Origin of the sequence: Xanthomonas sp. DAR 34887 (assembly GCF_041245805.1) — a bacterium.
GTDB lineage: Bacteria > Pseudomonadota > Gammaproteobacteria > Xanthomonadales > Xanthomonadaceae > Xanthomonas_A > Xanthomonas_A tesorieronis.
The window spans coordinates 2441886-2457501 of record NZ_CP162490.1; the positions used below are offsets into that span (position 1 = coordinate 2441886).

11 protein-coding genes and 1 tRNA gene are annotated in these 15616 nt (G+C 68.0%); 7 read left to right on the top strand and 5 right to left on the bottom strand.

The features are described from left to right. Window positions 1-235 precede the first annotated feature (235 nt). On the top strand, window positions 236-502 hold the full coding sequence (locus AB3X08_RS10395; protein WP_369938085.1) for a hypothetical protein: 267 nt from the start codon (window positions 236-238) through the stop codon (window positions 500-502). Beyond that, window positions 502-1815, top strand: a complete 1314-nt coding sequence (aroA, locus tag AB3X08_RS10400; RefSeq protein WP_369938086.1) for a 3-phosphoshikimate 1-carboxyvinyltransferase — start codon at window positions 502-504, stop codon at window positions 1813-1815. Before AB3X08_RS10395 ends, aroA begins: the two co-directional genes overlap by 1 nt. 86 nt (window positions 1816-1901) lie before the next feature. Here aroA and AB3X08_RS10405 read toward each other — a convergent pair whose 3' ends face one another. Both AB3X08_RS10405 and AB3X08_RS10410 read right to left on the bottom strand, forming a co-directional pair. Then, window positions 1902-2120 carry a hypothetical protein gene (locus tag AB3X08_RS10405; protein WP_369938088.1) on the bottom strand — a complete coding sequence of 73 codons (219 nt, stop codon included), beginning with the start codon at window positions 2118-2120 and terminating at the stop codon, window positions 1902-1904. A gap of 106 nt (window positions 2121-2226) precedes the next feature. Beyond that, window positions 2227-2889 carry an energy transducer TonB gene (locus AB3X08_RS10410; protein ID WP_369938089.1) on the bottom strand — a complete coding sequence of 221 codons (663 nt, stop codon included), beginning with the start codon at window positions 2887-2889 and terminating at the stop codon, window positions 2227-2229. A gap of 141 nt (window positions 2890-3030) precedes the next feature. Between AB3X08_RS10410 and serS the strand changes: the two genes are divergently transcribed. From serS to AB3X08_RS10430, 4 genes are all read left to right on the top strand, one after another. Beyond that, entirely contained in the window at window positions 3031-4311 is a 1281-nt protein-coding gene (gene serS, locus AB3X08_RS10415; protein WP_369938091.1) for a serine--tRNA ligase, read from the top strand. A gap of 567 nt (window positions 4312-4878) precedes the next feature. After that, window positions 4879-5865: a LysR family transcriptional regulator gene (locus AB3X08_RS10420; RefSeq protein WP_184410078.1), complete on the top strand. Its 987-nt coding sequence runs from the start codon at window positions 4879-4881 to the stop codon at window positions 5863-5865. Between the two features lie 129 nt (window positions 5866-5994). Next, window positions 5995-6084 (top strand) — tRNA-Ser (locus AB3X08_RS10425). Window positions 6085-6597: 513 nt separating this feature from the next. Continuing rightward, the gene (locus AB3X08_RS10430) at window positions 6598-7245 is read left to right on the top strand and encodes a response regulator (protein ID WP_369938092.1); all 648 of its coding nucleotides are present in this window, start codon (window positions 6598-6600) and stop codon (window positions 7243-7245) included. Window positions 7246-7743: 498 nt separating this feature from the next. Here AB3X08_RS10430 and AB3X08_RS10435 read toward each other — a convergent pair whose 3' ends face one another. Next, window positions 7744-11337 carry an Rne/Rng family ribonuclease gene (locus AB3X08_RS10435; RefSeq protein ID WP_369938511.1) on the bottom strand — a complete coding sequence of 1198 codons (3594 nt, stop codon included), beginning with the start codon at window positions 11335-11337 and terminating at the stop codon, window positions 7744-7746. A gap of 403 nt (window positions 11338-11740) precedes the next feature. Between AB3X08_RS10435 and AB3X08_RS10440 the strand changes: the two genes are divergently transcribed. Next, entirely contained in the window at window positions 11741-12733 is a 993-nt protein-coding gene (locus AB3X08_RS10440; protein WP_369938094.1) for an RluA family pseudouridine synthase, read from the top strand. Window positions 12734-12781: 48 nt separating this feature from the next. On the opposite strand, the gene AB3X08_RS10445 is transcribed toward AB3X08_RS10440, so the two are convergent. Continuing rightward, complete coding sequence (locus tag AB3X08_RS10445) at window positions 12782-14587, bottom strand: DUF3300 domain-containing protein (RefSeq protein WP_369938512.1); 1806 nt, start codon at window positions 14585-14587, stop codon at window positions 12782-12784. A gap of 129 nt (window positions 14588-14716) precedes the next feature. Continuing rightward, window positions 14717-15538 (bottom strand): zinc transporter ZupT, encoded by an 822-nt coding sequence (zupT, locus tag AB3X08_RS10450; RefSeq protein WP_184410074.1) that lies wholly within the window; start codon window positions 15536-15538, stop codon window positions 14717-14719. Between the last annotated feature and the right edge of the window lie 78 nt (window positions 15539-15616).

Here is a 15616-nt window from a genome sequence, read left to right on the forward strand (position 1 = left end):
ATCTGATGGTTTGGTTGTGCGGCTGAAGCCGGAAGCTAAAGCCAGAGCCAGAGTCAAAATCTAGAGCCAGAATCTAGAGCTAGAGCTAAAAGCAAAGGCTTTCGCGCGGTGCGCGACTTACTTTTCTTTGAACGGCCAAAGAAAAGTAAGCAAAAGAAAGGCCGCCCCAGTCAGGTCGCCCCGCGCTGCGCGCGGGGTCCGCGAGCAACCTGGGATTTTTCGATGGCACATCCATGTGCCAACGAAAAACGACGCGCATCCTGCGCGTCGCCCCTGCGGGGTTTTTCCCAGGCCGCTCGCCGACCCTCAATGGGGACCCCTGAAAAGCAAACTGCAACAGCAACAACACAAGCAAAGGCAAGGCAAAGGCAAGAGCAGTAGCAGCAAGGTCAACAGCAACAGCAACGGCAACAGCAACGGCAACGGCAACGGCAACAGCAACGGCAACAGCAACGGCAGCGGTAGCCCGCGGGGCGATGGCTGGCACTTTCAGGAATCGTGATGAGCAACGCGCAATACTGGATCGCAACCAAGGGCTCTGCATTGCAGGGGACGTTGAATGTGCCGGGCGACAAGTCGGTGTCGCATCGGGCGGTGATGTTCGCGGCGCTGGCCGATGGGGTGTCGCAGATCGATGGGTTCCTGGAGGGTGAGGACACGCGGTCGACCGCGGCGATCTTCGCCAAGCTCGGGGTCAGGATCGAAACGCCGTCGCCGTCGCAGCGGATCGTGCACGGCGTCGGCGTCGATGGGCTGCAGGCGCCGCACGGAGAGTTGGATTGCGGCAATGCCGGCACCGGGATGCGGTTGCTGGCCGGTCTGCTCGCGGCGCAGCCGTTCGACAGCGTGCTGGTCGGCGACGCGTCCTTGTCCAAGCGGCCGATGCGCCGCGTGACCGAGCCGCTGGCGCTGATGGGCGCGCGGATCGATACCGATGCCAACGGTGTGCCGCCGCTGCGTATCCACGGCGGGCAACAACTGCACGGCATCGCGTTCGCCTCGCCGGTGGCCAGTGCCCAGGTCAAGTCGGCGGTGCTGCTGGCCGGGCTGTATGCCGATGGCGTCACCTCGGTGCAGGAGCCGCATCCGACCCGCGACTACACCGAGCGCATGCTGTCCGCGTTCGGCGTGGAGATCGCGTTCGAACCCGGTCAGGCACGCCTGCGCGGCGGCCAGCGGCTGCGCGCCACCGACATCGCGGTGCCGGCCGATTTCTCCTCGGCGGCGTTCTTCATCGTCGCCGCCAGCATCGTTCCCGGCTCGGACATCACCCTGCGCGCGGTCGGCCTCAATCCGCGCCGCACCGGGCTGCTCGCCGCGCTGCGGCTGATGGGCGCGGACATCGTCGAGCACAACCACAGCGAACACGGCGGCGAGCCGGTGGCAGATCTGCGCGTGCGTTACGCGCCACTGCGCGGCGCGCAGATCCCCGAAGCGGTGGTGCCGGACATGATCGACGAGTTCCCGGCGCTGTTCGTCGCCGCTGCGGCCGCGCAGGGCCAGACCGTGGTCACCGGCGCGGCCGAGCTGCGGGTCAAGGAATCCGATCGCCTGGCTGCGATGGCCACCGGGCTGCGCAGCCTGGGCATCGTGGTCGACGAAATGCCAGACGGTGCCACGATCCATGGCGGCAAGCTGGGTGGCGGGGTGATCGAAAGCCACGGCGATCATCGCATCGCGATGGCGTTCGCGATTGCCGGCCAATTGGCCGACGGCGAGGTGCGGATCAATGACGTGGCCAACGTGGCGACCTCGTTCCCAGGCTTCGACGCGCTGGCGCGCAATGCCGGATTCGGGTTGGTCGCCGCCGATTGAGACATGGCCGCGGCCTGAAAGCAGGCCGCGGCGTCGATTGTGCGTATCAGGTCGCCACGCGAGTGGCGAATCTGGCAAGTGCGCGGCTACGGAGCGCGCGGCGGATCGTTGGCAGGCGTTGCCGGCGCCGGGGAATTGGCGGGAACTTCGTTGCCGCGATCATGGCTTAGCCACGAGCCACCGGCAGCCAGCACCAGCGCGACCACAAGAATCCAGGCCCAAGGCGATCCGCGATGGGCACGCGAACGCACTCCGGCCTCGGTATCCCGCGTGTACAGCTCCTGGGTCTCGTGCGGTCTGGACATGGTCGTGCTCCTGCGTCTTTGGGACGCGACCAGTCTTGCCTCGATCCTGTTCAAGGTGTGTCAGCCGCCCGTGAACGCGCGGCGCGCGCCGCACGTTGGGTTCAGCTTACTGAGCCGGCTTGAAATCGAACGGGATCTCGAGGCTGCCGGCAACCGCCTGGCCCTTCTGCTGCGCCGGGCGGAAGCGCCAGCGGCGCACGGCCTCCATCGCGGCACGATCCAGGTCGCGCGAGCCGCTGCGCTTGACCAGAGCCACGCCGCCGGGATTGCCGCTGGCGTCCACTTCGACCCGCACCACCACCGTGCCGCTGTCGCCGCGGCGCAAGGCCGCCGACGGATAGCGCGGCGGCGGTTGCCCTTCCAGCGGCACCGGACGGTCGCCCGGCGCCAGCGCGGTGGCATTCGTTCCCGCAGCCGCGCCGTCGATGCTGCCGGGGGCCGGCGCCATCGCGTCGGCGGGGGGCGGGGCAGCAGGCGGTGCCGTCTCGACCAGTTTCGGCGCATCTTCTGCTGCCGGCGGCTTGGCCTGCGGCATGTCGCTGGCGCCGCTGCCGGCGGGCAGGGGCTCGGGCAGCGGCTTGATCTCGGTCGCATCCTGCTGCACCTGCGCCGGCTGCGGCTTGTAGAAGTCGTTGTCCTTGCGCCCGACCAGCCACACCGCCAGGAACAGCAGCAGACCCGCACAGAAGGCGATGCTGACGATCACGAGGAGGCGGCGCGGCAGGCGCAGCACGATGCCGGTATTGGAGGACGGAGGCGACGTGGACATGGGACTCACCGTGGGGAACCACTGGATTCTGGCATAGCCGCGGTTAATCGGGTGCGCAGCGGGGCAGGGCATCTCCGTTTCGGCAAAAGCGCGGCCGACAGGCGATAATGCGCGGCTCCGATCCATCCACGTGCCGCGCCCATGCTCGATCCCGTCCTGCTCCGCCAACAGCCCGCCGACCTCGCCGCGCGCCTGCGCACCAGCCGCGGCTATGCGCTGGACGTGGAAGCCCTGGAAGCCCTGGAGGCCGACCGCAAGCGCATCCAGGTGCGGACCCAGGAACTGCAGAGCCTGCGCAACAGCCGTTCCAAGGCGATCGGCCAGGCCAAGGCCAAGGGCGAGGACGTGGCCGCGCTGATGGCCGAAGTCGCTGGATTCGGCGACGAACTGAAGGCATCCGAGCAGCGCCTGGACGAGATCCGCGCGCAGCTGGAGACGCTGGCGCTGGAGATTCCCAACCTGCCGCAGGCCGACGTGCCGGCCGGCAAGGACGAAGCCGACAACGTCGAGGTGCAGCGCTGGGGCACGCCGCGCACCTTCGATTTCGAGGTCAAGGATCATGTGGAACTCGGCGCGCGCCACGCCTGGCTGGACGGCGAGACCGCGGCCAAGCTGTCGGGCGCGCGCTTTACCGTGCTGCGCGGACCGATCGCGCGCCTGCACCGCGCGCTGGCGCAGTTCATGCTCGACCTGCATACCGGTCCGCACGAATACCAGGAAACCAATGTCCCGGTGATCGTCAACGCCGACAGCCTGTACGGCACCGGCCAGTTGCCCAAGTTCGAAGAGGACATGTTCGCCACCCAACTCGGCGAGCAGAAGCGCTACCTGATCTCCACCTCGGAAATCTCGCTGACCAACCTGGTCCGCGACGAGATCGTCGAGGCCGAGCGCCTGCCGCTGCGCATGACCGCGCACTCGCTGTGCTTCCGCTCCGAAGCCGGCAGCGGCGGCCGCGACACCCGCGGCATGATCCGCCAGCACCAGTTCGAGAAGGTGGAACTGGTCAGCATCTGCCGTCCCGAGGACAGCGCCGCCGAGCACGAGCGCATGACCCGCTGCGCCGAAGTGGTGCTGGAGACGCTTGGGCTGCCGTACCGCAAGGTGCTGCTGTGCACCGGCGACATGGGCTTCTCGGCGACCAAGACCTACGACCTGGAAGTCTGGTTGCCGTCGCAGCAGACCTACCGCGAGATCTCCTCGTGTTCCAACTGCGGCGACTTCCAGGCACGACGCATGCAGGCGCGCTGGCGCAATCCCGCCACCGGCAAGCCGGAGCTGCTGCACACGCTCAACGGCTCCGGCACCGCGGTCGGCCGCGCAATGATCGCGGTGATGGAGAACTACCAGAACGCCGATGGCTCGATCGACGTGCCCGAGGCGCTGCGTCCGTACATGGGCGGGATCGACCGCATCGGTTGAGCCTCGGGCCTTGCGCACGCAGGCGCGCGGTGACCGGTCTTGCGGCGGTATTCGGCGCTATCCGGGGCGACTTCAGCCGCGACGAGCGTTGCCGAGAAAGCTTGGTCCGACTGAGGTCGATCCCGCAGATACCGCTCGTGGGCGAAAATCGCTGCGGTTTTTGGCGCCCTTTGTTTAGCCGCTGTGCGGACGCCATGGCGGCGTTCGTCCACTCCAGACAATTTTCCAATCCGACCTGTTATCCCAGGCACCTCGTACGCCTGCATTCGGGACCAGATACGTCCGTGCACATATCCGCGCACTGGCAACCAAGACGCCCTTTGCCGCTCCATGCTTGAATCGCAGCAAGCTGACCTGGCAGCCATTTGCCGACTCAAAGCGCATGGACGGGGCAGGGCGCTCGCCTGATCGAAGCGCAGGCCGCCGCGTCGTTGCTGCCGGAACGCCACCCCGGCTGCGCTCGGAACGCGCTGTGACTGGCCGGCGGCCGGTTGCACAGCCAGAATCGTTGTAGGCGTAGAATGACCCCAACGCGATCTCATCCATCGTTCTAAATATCGAAAGAACATGCACGATCTCAACGACCTGTACTACTTCGCGATGGTGGTCGATCACGGCGGTTTCGCCGCCGCCGAGCGCGCCCTGGGCATTCCCAAGTCGCGCCTGAGCCGCCGCATCAGCCAACTGGAAACCGATCTGGGCGTGCGCCTGCTGCAGCGTTCCACACGCCGTTTCGCGGTCACCGACCTGGGCATGAGCGTGCACCGCCACGCGCAGACGATGCTGGCCGAGGCGCAGGCCGCGCGAGAGGTGGTGGACCGGCTCAGCGCCGAGCCGCGCGGCCTGGTCCGAGTCAGCGTGCCGGTATCGCTGGCGCAGATGCAGCTGCCCAAGCTGCTGCCGATGTTCCTCGACCAGTACCCGAAAGTGCGCCTGCAGTTGAACATCAGCAACCGCCGCGTGGACATCATCAACGAAGGCTACGACGTCGCGCTGCGCGTGCGCTCGCGCCTGGACGACGACGGCAGCCTGGTGATGCGCAGCTTCGGCCAGGTGCAGGAACTGCTGGTCGCCAGCCCCAAGTATCTGGACCGCGCCGGCCGTCCCAAGGATCCGGAAGAACTGGCCTCGCATGTGACCTTGAGCATCAGCGAAGACGAGGCGCGGCAGCGCTGGGAATTGCACGGGCCGGCCGGCGAAGTGCGCCGCGTCGACCTGCAACCGCGTGTGGCCGGCTTCGACTTCCCGCTGCTGCAGTCGATGGTCAAGGACGGCTTCGGCATCACCTTGTTGCCGGAAACGGTCTGCGCCGAGGCCGTGCGTAACGGCGAACTGGAAGTGGTGCTGCCGGAATGGTCGCTGCCGCAGGGCATCTGCCACGCCGTGTTCGCCTCGCGTCGCGGCCTGCTGCCGGCGGTACGCGTGTTCATCGACTTCCTCGCCGAGCACCTGCCGCGCCAGATCGAGGCCTCGCGCCTGGACTGCAGCGGCTGCCCGGAGCGGATCAAGGTCAAGCACTCGACCCTGGGCGCGATGGCGGTCGAGGCCGGCTGAGCAAAACCGGCGCGGCCGTGCGAAAATGCGCGGCCGCAGCGTCGCAGGCAACGCGGCGCGCCGCTCTGAAGTGCAGGCGTCCGCCAGGCAATCTGGCGTACGGCGTCGGCGGTCGATGTAGGTGCAATCGGAGAGATGGCCGAGCGGTTTAAGGCACCGGTCTTGAAAACCGGCGAAGGGTCAAACCTTCCGTGGGTTCGAATCCCACTCTCTCCGCCAATGCGTTACCTTCCGCGCATCTTCGTCCATGTTGCGTGTCCCTGCATCGGGCGTCGGTCGTCGATCCGCTGCGATGCAGGCTTGCAGATAGTTGCGGCGTGCGACGCGGTTATTGCCGGGAGGCAAAGGCGGCAATCGTCGGGAAATTCCTATTCGACGCGTTACTCGCCCAGTGAATGTATGTCCGGATTCCGGACAGGCCGGGTAAGGAAAATCTGACCCGATATCAGGCTTTGCCCTGATATCGATGTCGCTCGCCGGACCGGATACTGCGCCTGCCTGACGCAGGTACCGCCGCGCTTTCCTAGAGGAGCGAACAGGCTGGTCACTCGCCCTGCGTGCCGAGCCTTGAGTAAGCTCGGTGTGGTGTTTTTTCAGCAGGATGACAACGCAGCGCTGCTAGCTGAGCAGGCTGTGAAATTCACATGATTTTGTCTACAAATTTCGGTTGCCCTGAATAATTCACGCCGCTAGTCTGACTATGCGGCGTTCGCTGCGTTGGGGTTATACGAGATGGCCATTAGAGTTTTTTTGGTCGACGATCACGCTCTTGTCCGTACCGGCATGAAGCTGATCCTTTCGAATCAGACCGATATCGAGATCGTCGGTGAGGCCGAGAGTGGCGAGACCGCGCTGCCGCAGATCCGCCAGCTCAAGCCGGACATCGTGCTCTGCGATCTGCACATGCCGGGCGTCAGCGGACTCGAGGTCACCGAGCGCATCGTCAAGGGCGACCACGGCACCAAGGTCATCATCGTGTCGGTGCTGGAAGACGGTCCGCTGCCCAAGCGTCTGCTCGAGGCGGGTGCGTCCGGCTACGTGGGCAAGGCGGGCGATGCGCAGGAACTGCTGCGCGCAGTGCGCGACGTGGCAATGGGCAAGCGCTATCTCGGCGCGAACATCGCGCAGAACCTGGCGCTGGCCAATCTGGAGGGCGGCGGTTCGCCGTTCGATGCGCTGTCCCCGCGCGAACTGGAAGTCGCGCTGCTGCTGACCCGCGGGCTGCGCCAGGAAGATATCGCCAAGCGCCTGAGCCTCAGCGCCAAGACGGTCAATACGCACAAGGCGCGGCTGTTCGAGAAGGTCGGCATCCACGACAACATTGCGTTGGCGCGGCTGGCGACGCAGTACGGTCTGCTGGATCCGGCGCACCCGTTATAAGCGCAAGCTTTCCAGTTGGAGTTGAAAAAAGCGACCTGATGGGTCGCTTTTTTTGTGCTGCACCGTCGGCGACTGCCGCGGCTGGGCGATGCGTTGACGGTTGTATTCCTGGTTGGATGGGGGGCTTTTCCGTTGCTTGTTTGAGTCATGTGGACTCGATTCGGTCACGAGTGGTGCTGTGCTGCAAGGCCTGTGTCCTTGCAAAAAGCTGGCACGCCTGCGAGGTGGTGCTTGCGGATGGCGTGTGTCGCGGCTGAAGCCGCTCCTACAGGATCGGGCGGTGCCTTCTTCGGCGCTTGTTGGGCGCTGTGGATGGGTGCGACGTGGCTTGTCGGTGTCGGCGCCTTGCCCATGCGTTCATCGATCCTGCGTTGCGCAGACGAAGAATCGCGCTCAAGCCGCGTCTGCAACGTTCGCTGGAAAGCTGCAAGACGCGCCGGTGGCGCAAAAAAAAGCGGCCCGAAGGCCGCTCCTTTGTGCTGCGAAGACCGGCGCCGATCAACTGGCGCGGTCCTTGTGCTCCTTGTCGTCGTTTTCGCCTTCGCCTTCGCCGGGCTTGCTGGCGTGCGGCTGGTGCTGGGCGACGATGACCGGCGCGTCCGCCGGAGCGGCGGGCGGCGCATCGAACAGGCCGTTCCCAGCCGCTGCGACAGGTGCCGGCTCGGCATCGCCGATCTGGCGGCTTTCGGCGCCATCCGATACCGGAGCGGCGGCGACCGGCGCGTGCACCGGCGTCGGTTCGGCCGCGGCGGCCGGCTGCTGTTCCTGGAAGGCGTCCAGCAGGGTGGTCTGCACCGGCATGTAAGCCGGCTTGCTGGGCGCTTGTTCCTCGGCGAGCGGTTGCTGCGTCGTCGTGGCGTCCTGCTGCGGCTCGCTATCCGTCGTGGATGCCGTCACCGGCTCCTCGACCGGCACGGCCGACGCTGCAACAGTTTCCATTCCGGCGTCGCGCTTGGTCGTGGCGACCGGGACGGGCTGCTCGACGATCGGCGCCGCCGTCGGCTGCAGGACGTCCTCGATGGTCTCCGGTGCCGCCGTTTCGGAAACGGCCGACTCGGTGACGACCGGCGACGGCGCAGGCTTCGCGGCAGGCACCACCTCGGAACGCGCCGCCGGTGCCTCGCCGGCGGACGGCAGCGGAGCCGCCGCTACCGGTGCCACCCTCTCTGCCTGCGCGGTGCCGACCGGTGCCGCGTCGACCGCTGCCGATTCGGCGACGGAAGGCGCAGTTGCGATCGCTGCGGCCGCAGCCGGCGGCGCGGCCTGCACCGGTACGGTGTCGTGCTCGGCCTGTGGCGCTGCGGTTGCAGCGACCGGTGCGGCCTGCGCCGGCGCCACATCGCCTTCGACCTGCGGCACTTCGGTTGCAGCGGCGACGGCCGAAACCGGCGCGCCAGCGTTCTGCTCGTGCCGCGGTTGGCGCGGCTCGCGCTTCTCACGCGGCGCGCGCGGCGCTTGCTGCGGCTTGGCCTCGGTGGCCTCGGCCGGCGCTGCGTCGTCGTCGAAGTCGAACTCCGGCTGGCTGCGGCTCGGCACCGGCGCGGTTTCGCCGTCGCTGTCGCTGTCGCCTGCATCCAGGTCGTTGTCGTCGAACGCCGCACCTTCGCTGCCGCTGCCGGCTTCGCCGTTGCCACGACGACGGCGACGGCCGCCACGACGACCGCGACGGCGACGGCCACCGGCCTCGCCATTGGCGTCGTCGGCGTCGCCGTTCTCGCCGACCGGCACCGCCTGCGCGGTTTCCGCTGCGCTTTCGCGCGCATCGACGCTAGCCGGCGCCGGGTTCGGCTGCGCTGCGACCGGAGCCGAGGCCGTGGTGTTGGCCTCGCTTGCCGGCGCATCGTTGCTCAGCGCGACGGCACCGCCGGCCACGGCCGCGGCCGCGATCGTGGTGGCGTCCTGCGCCGCGGCGGCAGGTGCGGCGACCGGTTTGGCGGCGACCTCGTCCTGGCGCGGCTGGCGCTGCGGCTTGTCGCTCGGCACGGCGGCCTGCGCCGGGTCCTGCTGCGGCTTGGGCTGACGCGGCGGGTTCTGCGGCTGCTGCTGCTTCGGTGCCTTCGGCTGCTGTTGCTGCGGGTTCTGCTGCTGCGGCTTGGCCTGCTGCGGCGCCTGCTCGTTGCGCGGCGGCTTGGGCGCAAGGTTCTGCTGGCCGCCCTGCGCGTTGCCGCCACCGTTACCCGGACGACGCTCGTCGCGGCGCACGTTGCCGCCGTTGCCGCGCGCGGCATTGCCGCCCTGGCCACCGTTGCGGTTGCCGCCGTCGCGACGCGCATTGCGGTCGCCGCGGTCGTTGCGGTTGCGGTTGCCGTCGTGGGCGCGCTGGCGCTGCGCCGGCTCGTTCGCCACCGGGGCCGGCGCCGGGCTTTCGCCGGCACCGAAGATCCGCTTCAGCCAGCCGACCACACCGGTGGCCGGGGCCGCGACCGGCGCGGGGGCCGGAGCCTGCACCTGCACGGGCGCAGCAACCGGTTCCGGCGCCTCGACCACTTCGCGCACCGGGGCCGGCTGCGAGTGCTTCACATTGGTCACCGCGGGCGCCGGAATGTTCAGCTGCGCCTTGGTCAGCGCATGCACCGGCAGCTTGCGCGGGGTATTGCGCTGGTAGCTGGGCTTGGCGCTTTCCTCGCCGAGCTCGTTCTCGCGCAGGCGGGTCACTTCGTAGTGCGGGGTGTGCAGTTGCTCGTCGGCGACGATGACGATCGGCGCATCGTGGCGCTTCTCGATCTCGCTGAGCGCGCGGCGCTTCTCGTTGAGCAGGTAGTTGGCGATCTCCACCGGGGCCTGCACCAGCACCTGTCCGGTGTTCTCCTTCATCGCATGCTCTTCGGCGACGCGGATGATCGACAGCGACATCGACTCGACGCTGCGCATGCGGCCATGGCCGTCGCAGCGCGGGCACACGATCTGGCTGGACTCGCCCAGCGACGGACGCAGGCGCTGGCGGCTCATTTCGAGCAGGCCGAAGCGCGAGATGCGGCCGATCTGCACCCGCGCGCGGTCGTACTTGAGCGCGTTCTGCAGGCGGTTCTCAACCTCGCGCTGGTGCTTGTTGGAGGCCATGTCGATGAAGTCGATGACCACCAGGCCGCCGAGGTCGCGCAGGCGCAGCTGGCGCGCCACCTCTTCGGCGGCCTCCAGGTTGGTCTGGAACGCGGTGTCCTCGATGTCGCTGCCCTTGGTCGCGCGCGAGGAGTTGACGTCGACCGCGGTCAGCGCTTCGGTCTGGTCGACCACGATCGAACCGCCGGAGGGCAGGCGCACGCTGCGCTCGTAGGCCGCCTCGATCTGCGATTCGATCTGGAAGCGATTGAACAGCGGGATGTCGTCGGTGTAGTGCTTGAGCTTGCGCAGGCTCTGCGGCATCACCTGCTGCATGAACTCCTGGGCATCGCCGTACATCTCGGGGGTATCGACCAGGATCTCGCCGATGTCGGCGCGCAGGTAGTCGCGCAGGGCGCGGATGATCAGCCGCGATTCCTGGTAGATCAGGAACGGCGCCGGCTTGGCCAGCGCGGCCTCGGCGATCGACTTCCACACCTGCAGCAGGTAGTCCAGGTCCCACTGCAGTTCTTCGGCATCGCGGCCGACGCCGGCTGTGCGAATGATCACGCCCATGTCGTCGGGGATGTTCAGCTTGTCCAGCGCTTCCTTCAGCGCGGCGCGGTCCTCGCCCTCGATCCGGCGCGAGACGCCGCCGGCGCTGGGCGAGTTCGGCATCAGCACCATGTAGCGGCCGGCCAGCGAGATGAACGTGGTCAGCGCGGCGCCCTTGTTGCCGCGTTCTTCCTTGTCCACCTGGACAACGACTTCCTGGCCCTCGCGCAGCAGTTCGCGGATCGTCGCCTTGTTATGGTCGACGCCGGCCTGGAAGTAGTCGCGGGAGATTTCCTTCAGCGGCAGGAAGCCGTGGCGCTCGCCGCCGTATTCGACGAAGGCGGCCTCGAGCGAGGGTTCGAGCCGCGTGATCCGGCCCTTATAGATGTTGGACTTCTTCTGTTCCTTGGACGGCTGCTCGATGTCGATGTCGTACAGGGTCTGGCCGTCCACGATGGCCACACGCAGTTCTTCCGCCTGCGTGGCGTTGATCAGCATTCGCTTCATTGTTGCGTTCCTCGCGCTGCTACCGCGCGGAACGCCATGGGGTTTCGCTTCTGGTCACGCTTCGCCGCCCATCGCGCAGGCGCGGGGAGGGCGGCTTGGGTTTCCAGCGCTACGACACCACGGCGAGCCGCGGGAGCGCTTCTTTCTTTTAGGTGGTTCAGGACCGGCGGCGACTCCAGCCAGGCTGGGCGCCGCACGGGGCATGTTCAGCGCGGACGCTTGTGGCGTCCGGCGATGGCCGGGTAGGCCGGTGAGCCGCTAACATGGCCGCCCCGGGGGCGGTGGTCGCGCACTGTGCCGGAATCGTCGCAAGCCGGGCTTCTGGCCCTGAGCTAACTTCCAACGAAATCAAACCCTTATCTCGCCCCCCGAGTGTAACAGAATAAACTGCCTGATGACTTCTTCCCCGATCCCTCCCAAGCCGCGCGACGTCGCGACCAGCGCGGTGCGCATTCTCAAGGTCCCGGAAGACAGGGCTGGACAGCGTGTAGACAATTTCCTGCTCGGTGAGCTCAAGGGCGCCCCGCGCAGCCTGATCTACAAGCTGATGCGCAGCGGCCAGGTCCGGGTCAACGGCGGCCGCACCAAGGCCGAGCGCAAGCTGGAGGCGGGCGACGAGGTGCGCATCCCGCCGGTGAAGCTGCACGAGGAGGGCGAGAAGACCGCGCCGCCGGACGCATTCATGGCCCGGCTGGAGGCGGCGATCGTCTATGAAGACGCGCGCCTGCTGGCGCTGAACAAGCCGTCCGGGGTCGCCAGCCATGGCGGCAGCGGAATCAGCTTCGGTGCGATCGAGACCCTGCGCGCGTTGCGCCCGAACCAGACCCTGGAACTGGTGCACCGGCTGGACCGCGACACCTCCGGGTTGCTGATCGTGGCCAAGAAGCGCTCGGCGCTGACCGAGATGCAGGCGCTGATGCGCGAGGACGACCGGGTCGAGGGCCGCGGCATCAGCAAGCGCTACCTGACCCTGCTGGTCGGGCGCATGCCCGACGGGGTGATGAGCGTGGATGCGCCGCTGCACATCGGCCTACGCCAGGGCGGCGAGCGCCACGTACAGGTGAACCCGGGCGGCAAGGCGTCGTTGAGCCATTTCCGGGTGCTGGAGCGGCGCGGCGGGCATTCCTATTGCGAGGTGCGGATTGAGACCGGCCGTACCCACCAGATCCGCGTGCATGCCCAGCATCTGGGCCATCCGGTCGCCGGCGACGACAAGTACGGCGATCCGGCGGTCAACAAACGCCTGCGCGAGCAGATCGGGCTCAAACGCCTGTTCCTGCATGCCGCGTCGCTGGAATTCACCCTCGACGGCGGCAAGACGCCCTATCTATTGAATGCGCCGCTGGCCGATGAGCTGGCCGAGGCGCTGAACCGCCTGGGCGGCTGACCCGGGCGCGGCCGGGCGGCGCTGTCGCGCGCCGCCCGCCGGTGCCGGCTATCCGTTGTGCTTGTCGTGGTCGTGCTGGTGGTGCGGCTCGGAATGGGCTTGTGGCGGATGCGGAGCGGGCCGCGGCTCGGCCGCGTGCATCGGCTCCGGCCGCGGTGTGGCGATCCGGGCCATGCGCTGCTCCTGCATCGGCGGGCGCTGCTGTGGCTCCTGTCGCGGCATGGCCTGAACGCGCTCAGGAAACTCCCGCATCGGTGCTTCCCGATGCGCAGGCGCCTGCTGCTGCGCAGTGAAGGCGGCGACCTGGCGCGGCGCCGGCCGTGACGGCTCGGGCTGTGCGTAGCGGGCCTGCTGCGCACGCGGATCCTCGCGGCGCGGTTCCGGCATGGCCATCGGCCGCGGCTGCGCCGCATGCGCCATCTGCATGGTTCCCGTCGGCATCGGCGCGTTGGCGCGCGGCGCCTGCGGCATGTCGCGGCGCTGTGCTGCGGCAGCGTTGGCCATCGGCATGGCGTGGCGCGGATCGGCCGCGGACATCGGCATCGGTGCGCGCGGCGATTGCGCGAACGGCAGCGGCGCACGCGCGTCGCGTGCGGCAGCCATCGCGGTGGGGCCGTTCGGTCCGGGCAGCGGCGGCCGTTGCGCCGCGTTCGCGACGACGGGGCGGCCCGGTTGCAGCATTCGTTCGTTGAAATGCGGCGCTGACAGCTGTGCATAGTCGACCGGGCGGCGCGGCGCTGCCGCCGGCGCGAACTGCGGCGCGGGGCCGCGCGCGTTCTGCGCCAGATGCGGGGCCATGGCGGCGGCCGCTGCCGCTGCAGGCATCGCCGCCAGTGCCGCCTGCTGCGGGAAGCTGCGGCTGTCGTTGTGCACGAAGCTGCGCGCGTCGATCCGGTTGTTGGTGATGGTGTTGTTGATGATGGTGGTCCGCGGCGCGTAGACACGGTTCTGGTAGACCACGTAGTGCGGCGCCGACGGCGGGGCGTTCCAGTTCATGCCCCAGCTGTTCCAGCCCCAGCGGTGCCAGGCCGGTTGCGGTTCCAGCCAGCCCAGTGGGCCGTGGTGGTGGTGTTCCAGCGCGTCGCCGACCAGGATGCCGACGCCGAAGGAGATGATGCCGGCGGTCACCAGGTCGCCTTCGCTGTAGTAGTGCGGACGGTAGCGATACTCGCGATACACGTCGACCGGCGCGCCGTAGACCACGTCCGGATCGTAGCGCGGCACGTAGACGACATCCGGCTGCGCCGGTTCGATGACGATGGTCTGGCGCGGCGGGGGGATCCGCTCGTCTGCGTAGGCCGGTTCCACCACCGTGCGTTGCACCACCTGCACCCGTTGCTGCGGCGTGCTGCGCAGATGGCCCTGCGCCTGCGCGCGCCCGCGCATGACCTGGATCGCGTCCAGCACCTCGTTGGGATCGTGCGCATAGGCATCGCCGAGCGCGCGGGTCCAGTCGCTGTTGCTGGCCAGTTGGTCGACCACGTCGGGAAAGGCGATCAGCGCCTTGACGCTGGGATCCCAGGGCTGCGACGCCGCCGCCTGCAGGCGGTCCGCCGCGGCCAGGCCGCTGTTGCTGCGCAGCCAACCCTCGGCATCGCCGACCTGGTCCGGATACACCGAGGCGGCCAGAGTCTGCGCGAGCAGCTTGTCGGGAAACAGCGCGATCGGCGCGACCAGCTTGTACAACTGTTCGGCGCTGGGCGGCACGTAGGGCGCTGGTGCAGGTGCGGCGGCGGTTGCGGCCGGTGCCGGTGCAGACGTCGGTTGCTGTTGGCACGCACTCAGCGCCAGCATGCTCACGGCGGTGACCAGCGCCAGCGTCAACTTGGTTGATGGCAGGGAGCGGATATCCATGCTGCACCTTTTCGACGTGGCATTCGGAAGTTGCGCGCAGGATGCGCCGTGTTGCATGTCTGCAAGCTTTCTGCGAAGCGCCGCAATACGGCCGCGCCAGCATCGGTTCAGCCAGCCGCCGCCGTCGGCTCAGGGCGTGGTGGACAGGCGGAACAGCACTAGGCTCAGCGCCAGGGTGGCCATGCCGGCGACCAGGCCGTACACGGTTTCGTGGCCCTTCGCGTAGCGCTTGGCCGCCGGCAGCAATTCGTCCAGGGCCAGGAATACCATCACCCCGGCGATGACCCCGAACACCGAGCCGAAGATCGCCTCGGAGAGGAACCGCGACAGCGCCACGTAGCCGATGATCGCGCCGATCGGCTCGGCCAGTCCCGACAGCAGGCTGGCGGCGAAGGCATAGGATTTGCGCCCGGTGGCGTAGTGCACCGGCACCGCGATGGCGATGCCTTCGGGAATGTTGTGCACGGCGATCGCGAACGCCAGCGGCATGCCGACGGTGGGGCTTTCCAGGGTGGCGAAGAAGGTCGCCAGGCCTTCGGGAAAGTTGTGCGCGGTGATCGCCACCGCGGTCAGCAGGCCGACGCGCTTGACGTAGGCGCGGTTGTCGGCACGGAACAGCGGATCCTGGGCATTGAGGCTTTCGTGCGGATTGGGCACCAGCCGGTCGATCACCACGATCAGCGCCACGCCGGCCAGGAACGCCAGCGTGGCATAGGCGTAGCCCAGGCGCGGATCGAAGGCGTGGCTGAAGGAGGCGATCGACTTGCCGAGGATCTCGGTCAGCGACACGTACACCATCGCACCGCCGGCGAAGGCCAGGCCGAAGGCGAGCAGGCGCGGATTGGGGCCTTTGGTGAACAGCACCAGCACGCTGCCCAGGCCGGTGGCCAGACCGGCGGCCAGGGTCACCGCCAGGGCGACCCAGACGTTGTGCCACGGAATATCCAGCATGCGCCAGGCGGCTCCTGTGTCGAGACGACAGATGAAAGCGGGCGCGGGGCTGGCGCAGTGTGAAGGCGGCGCCGCGCC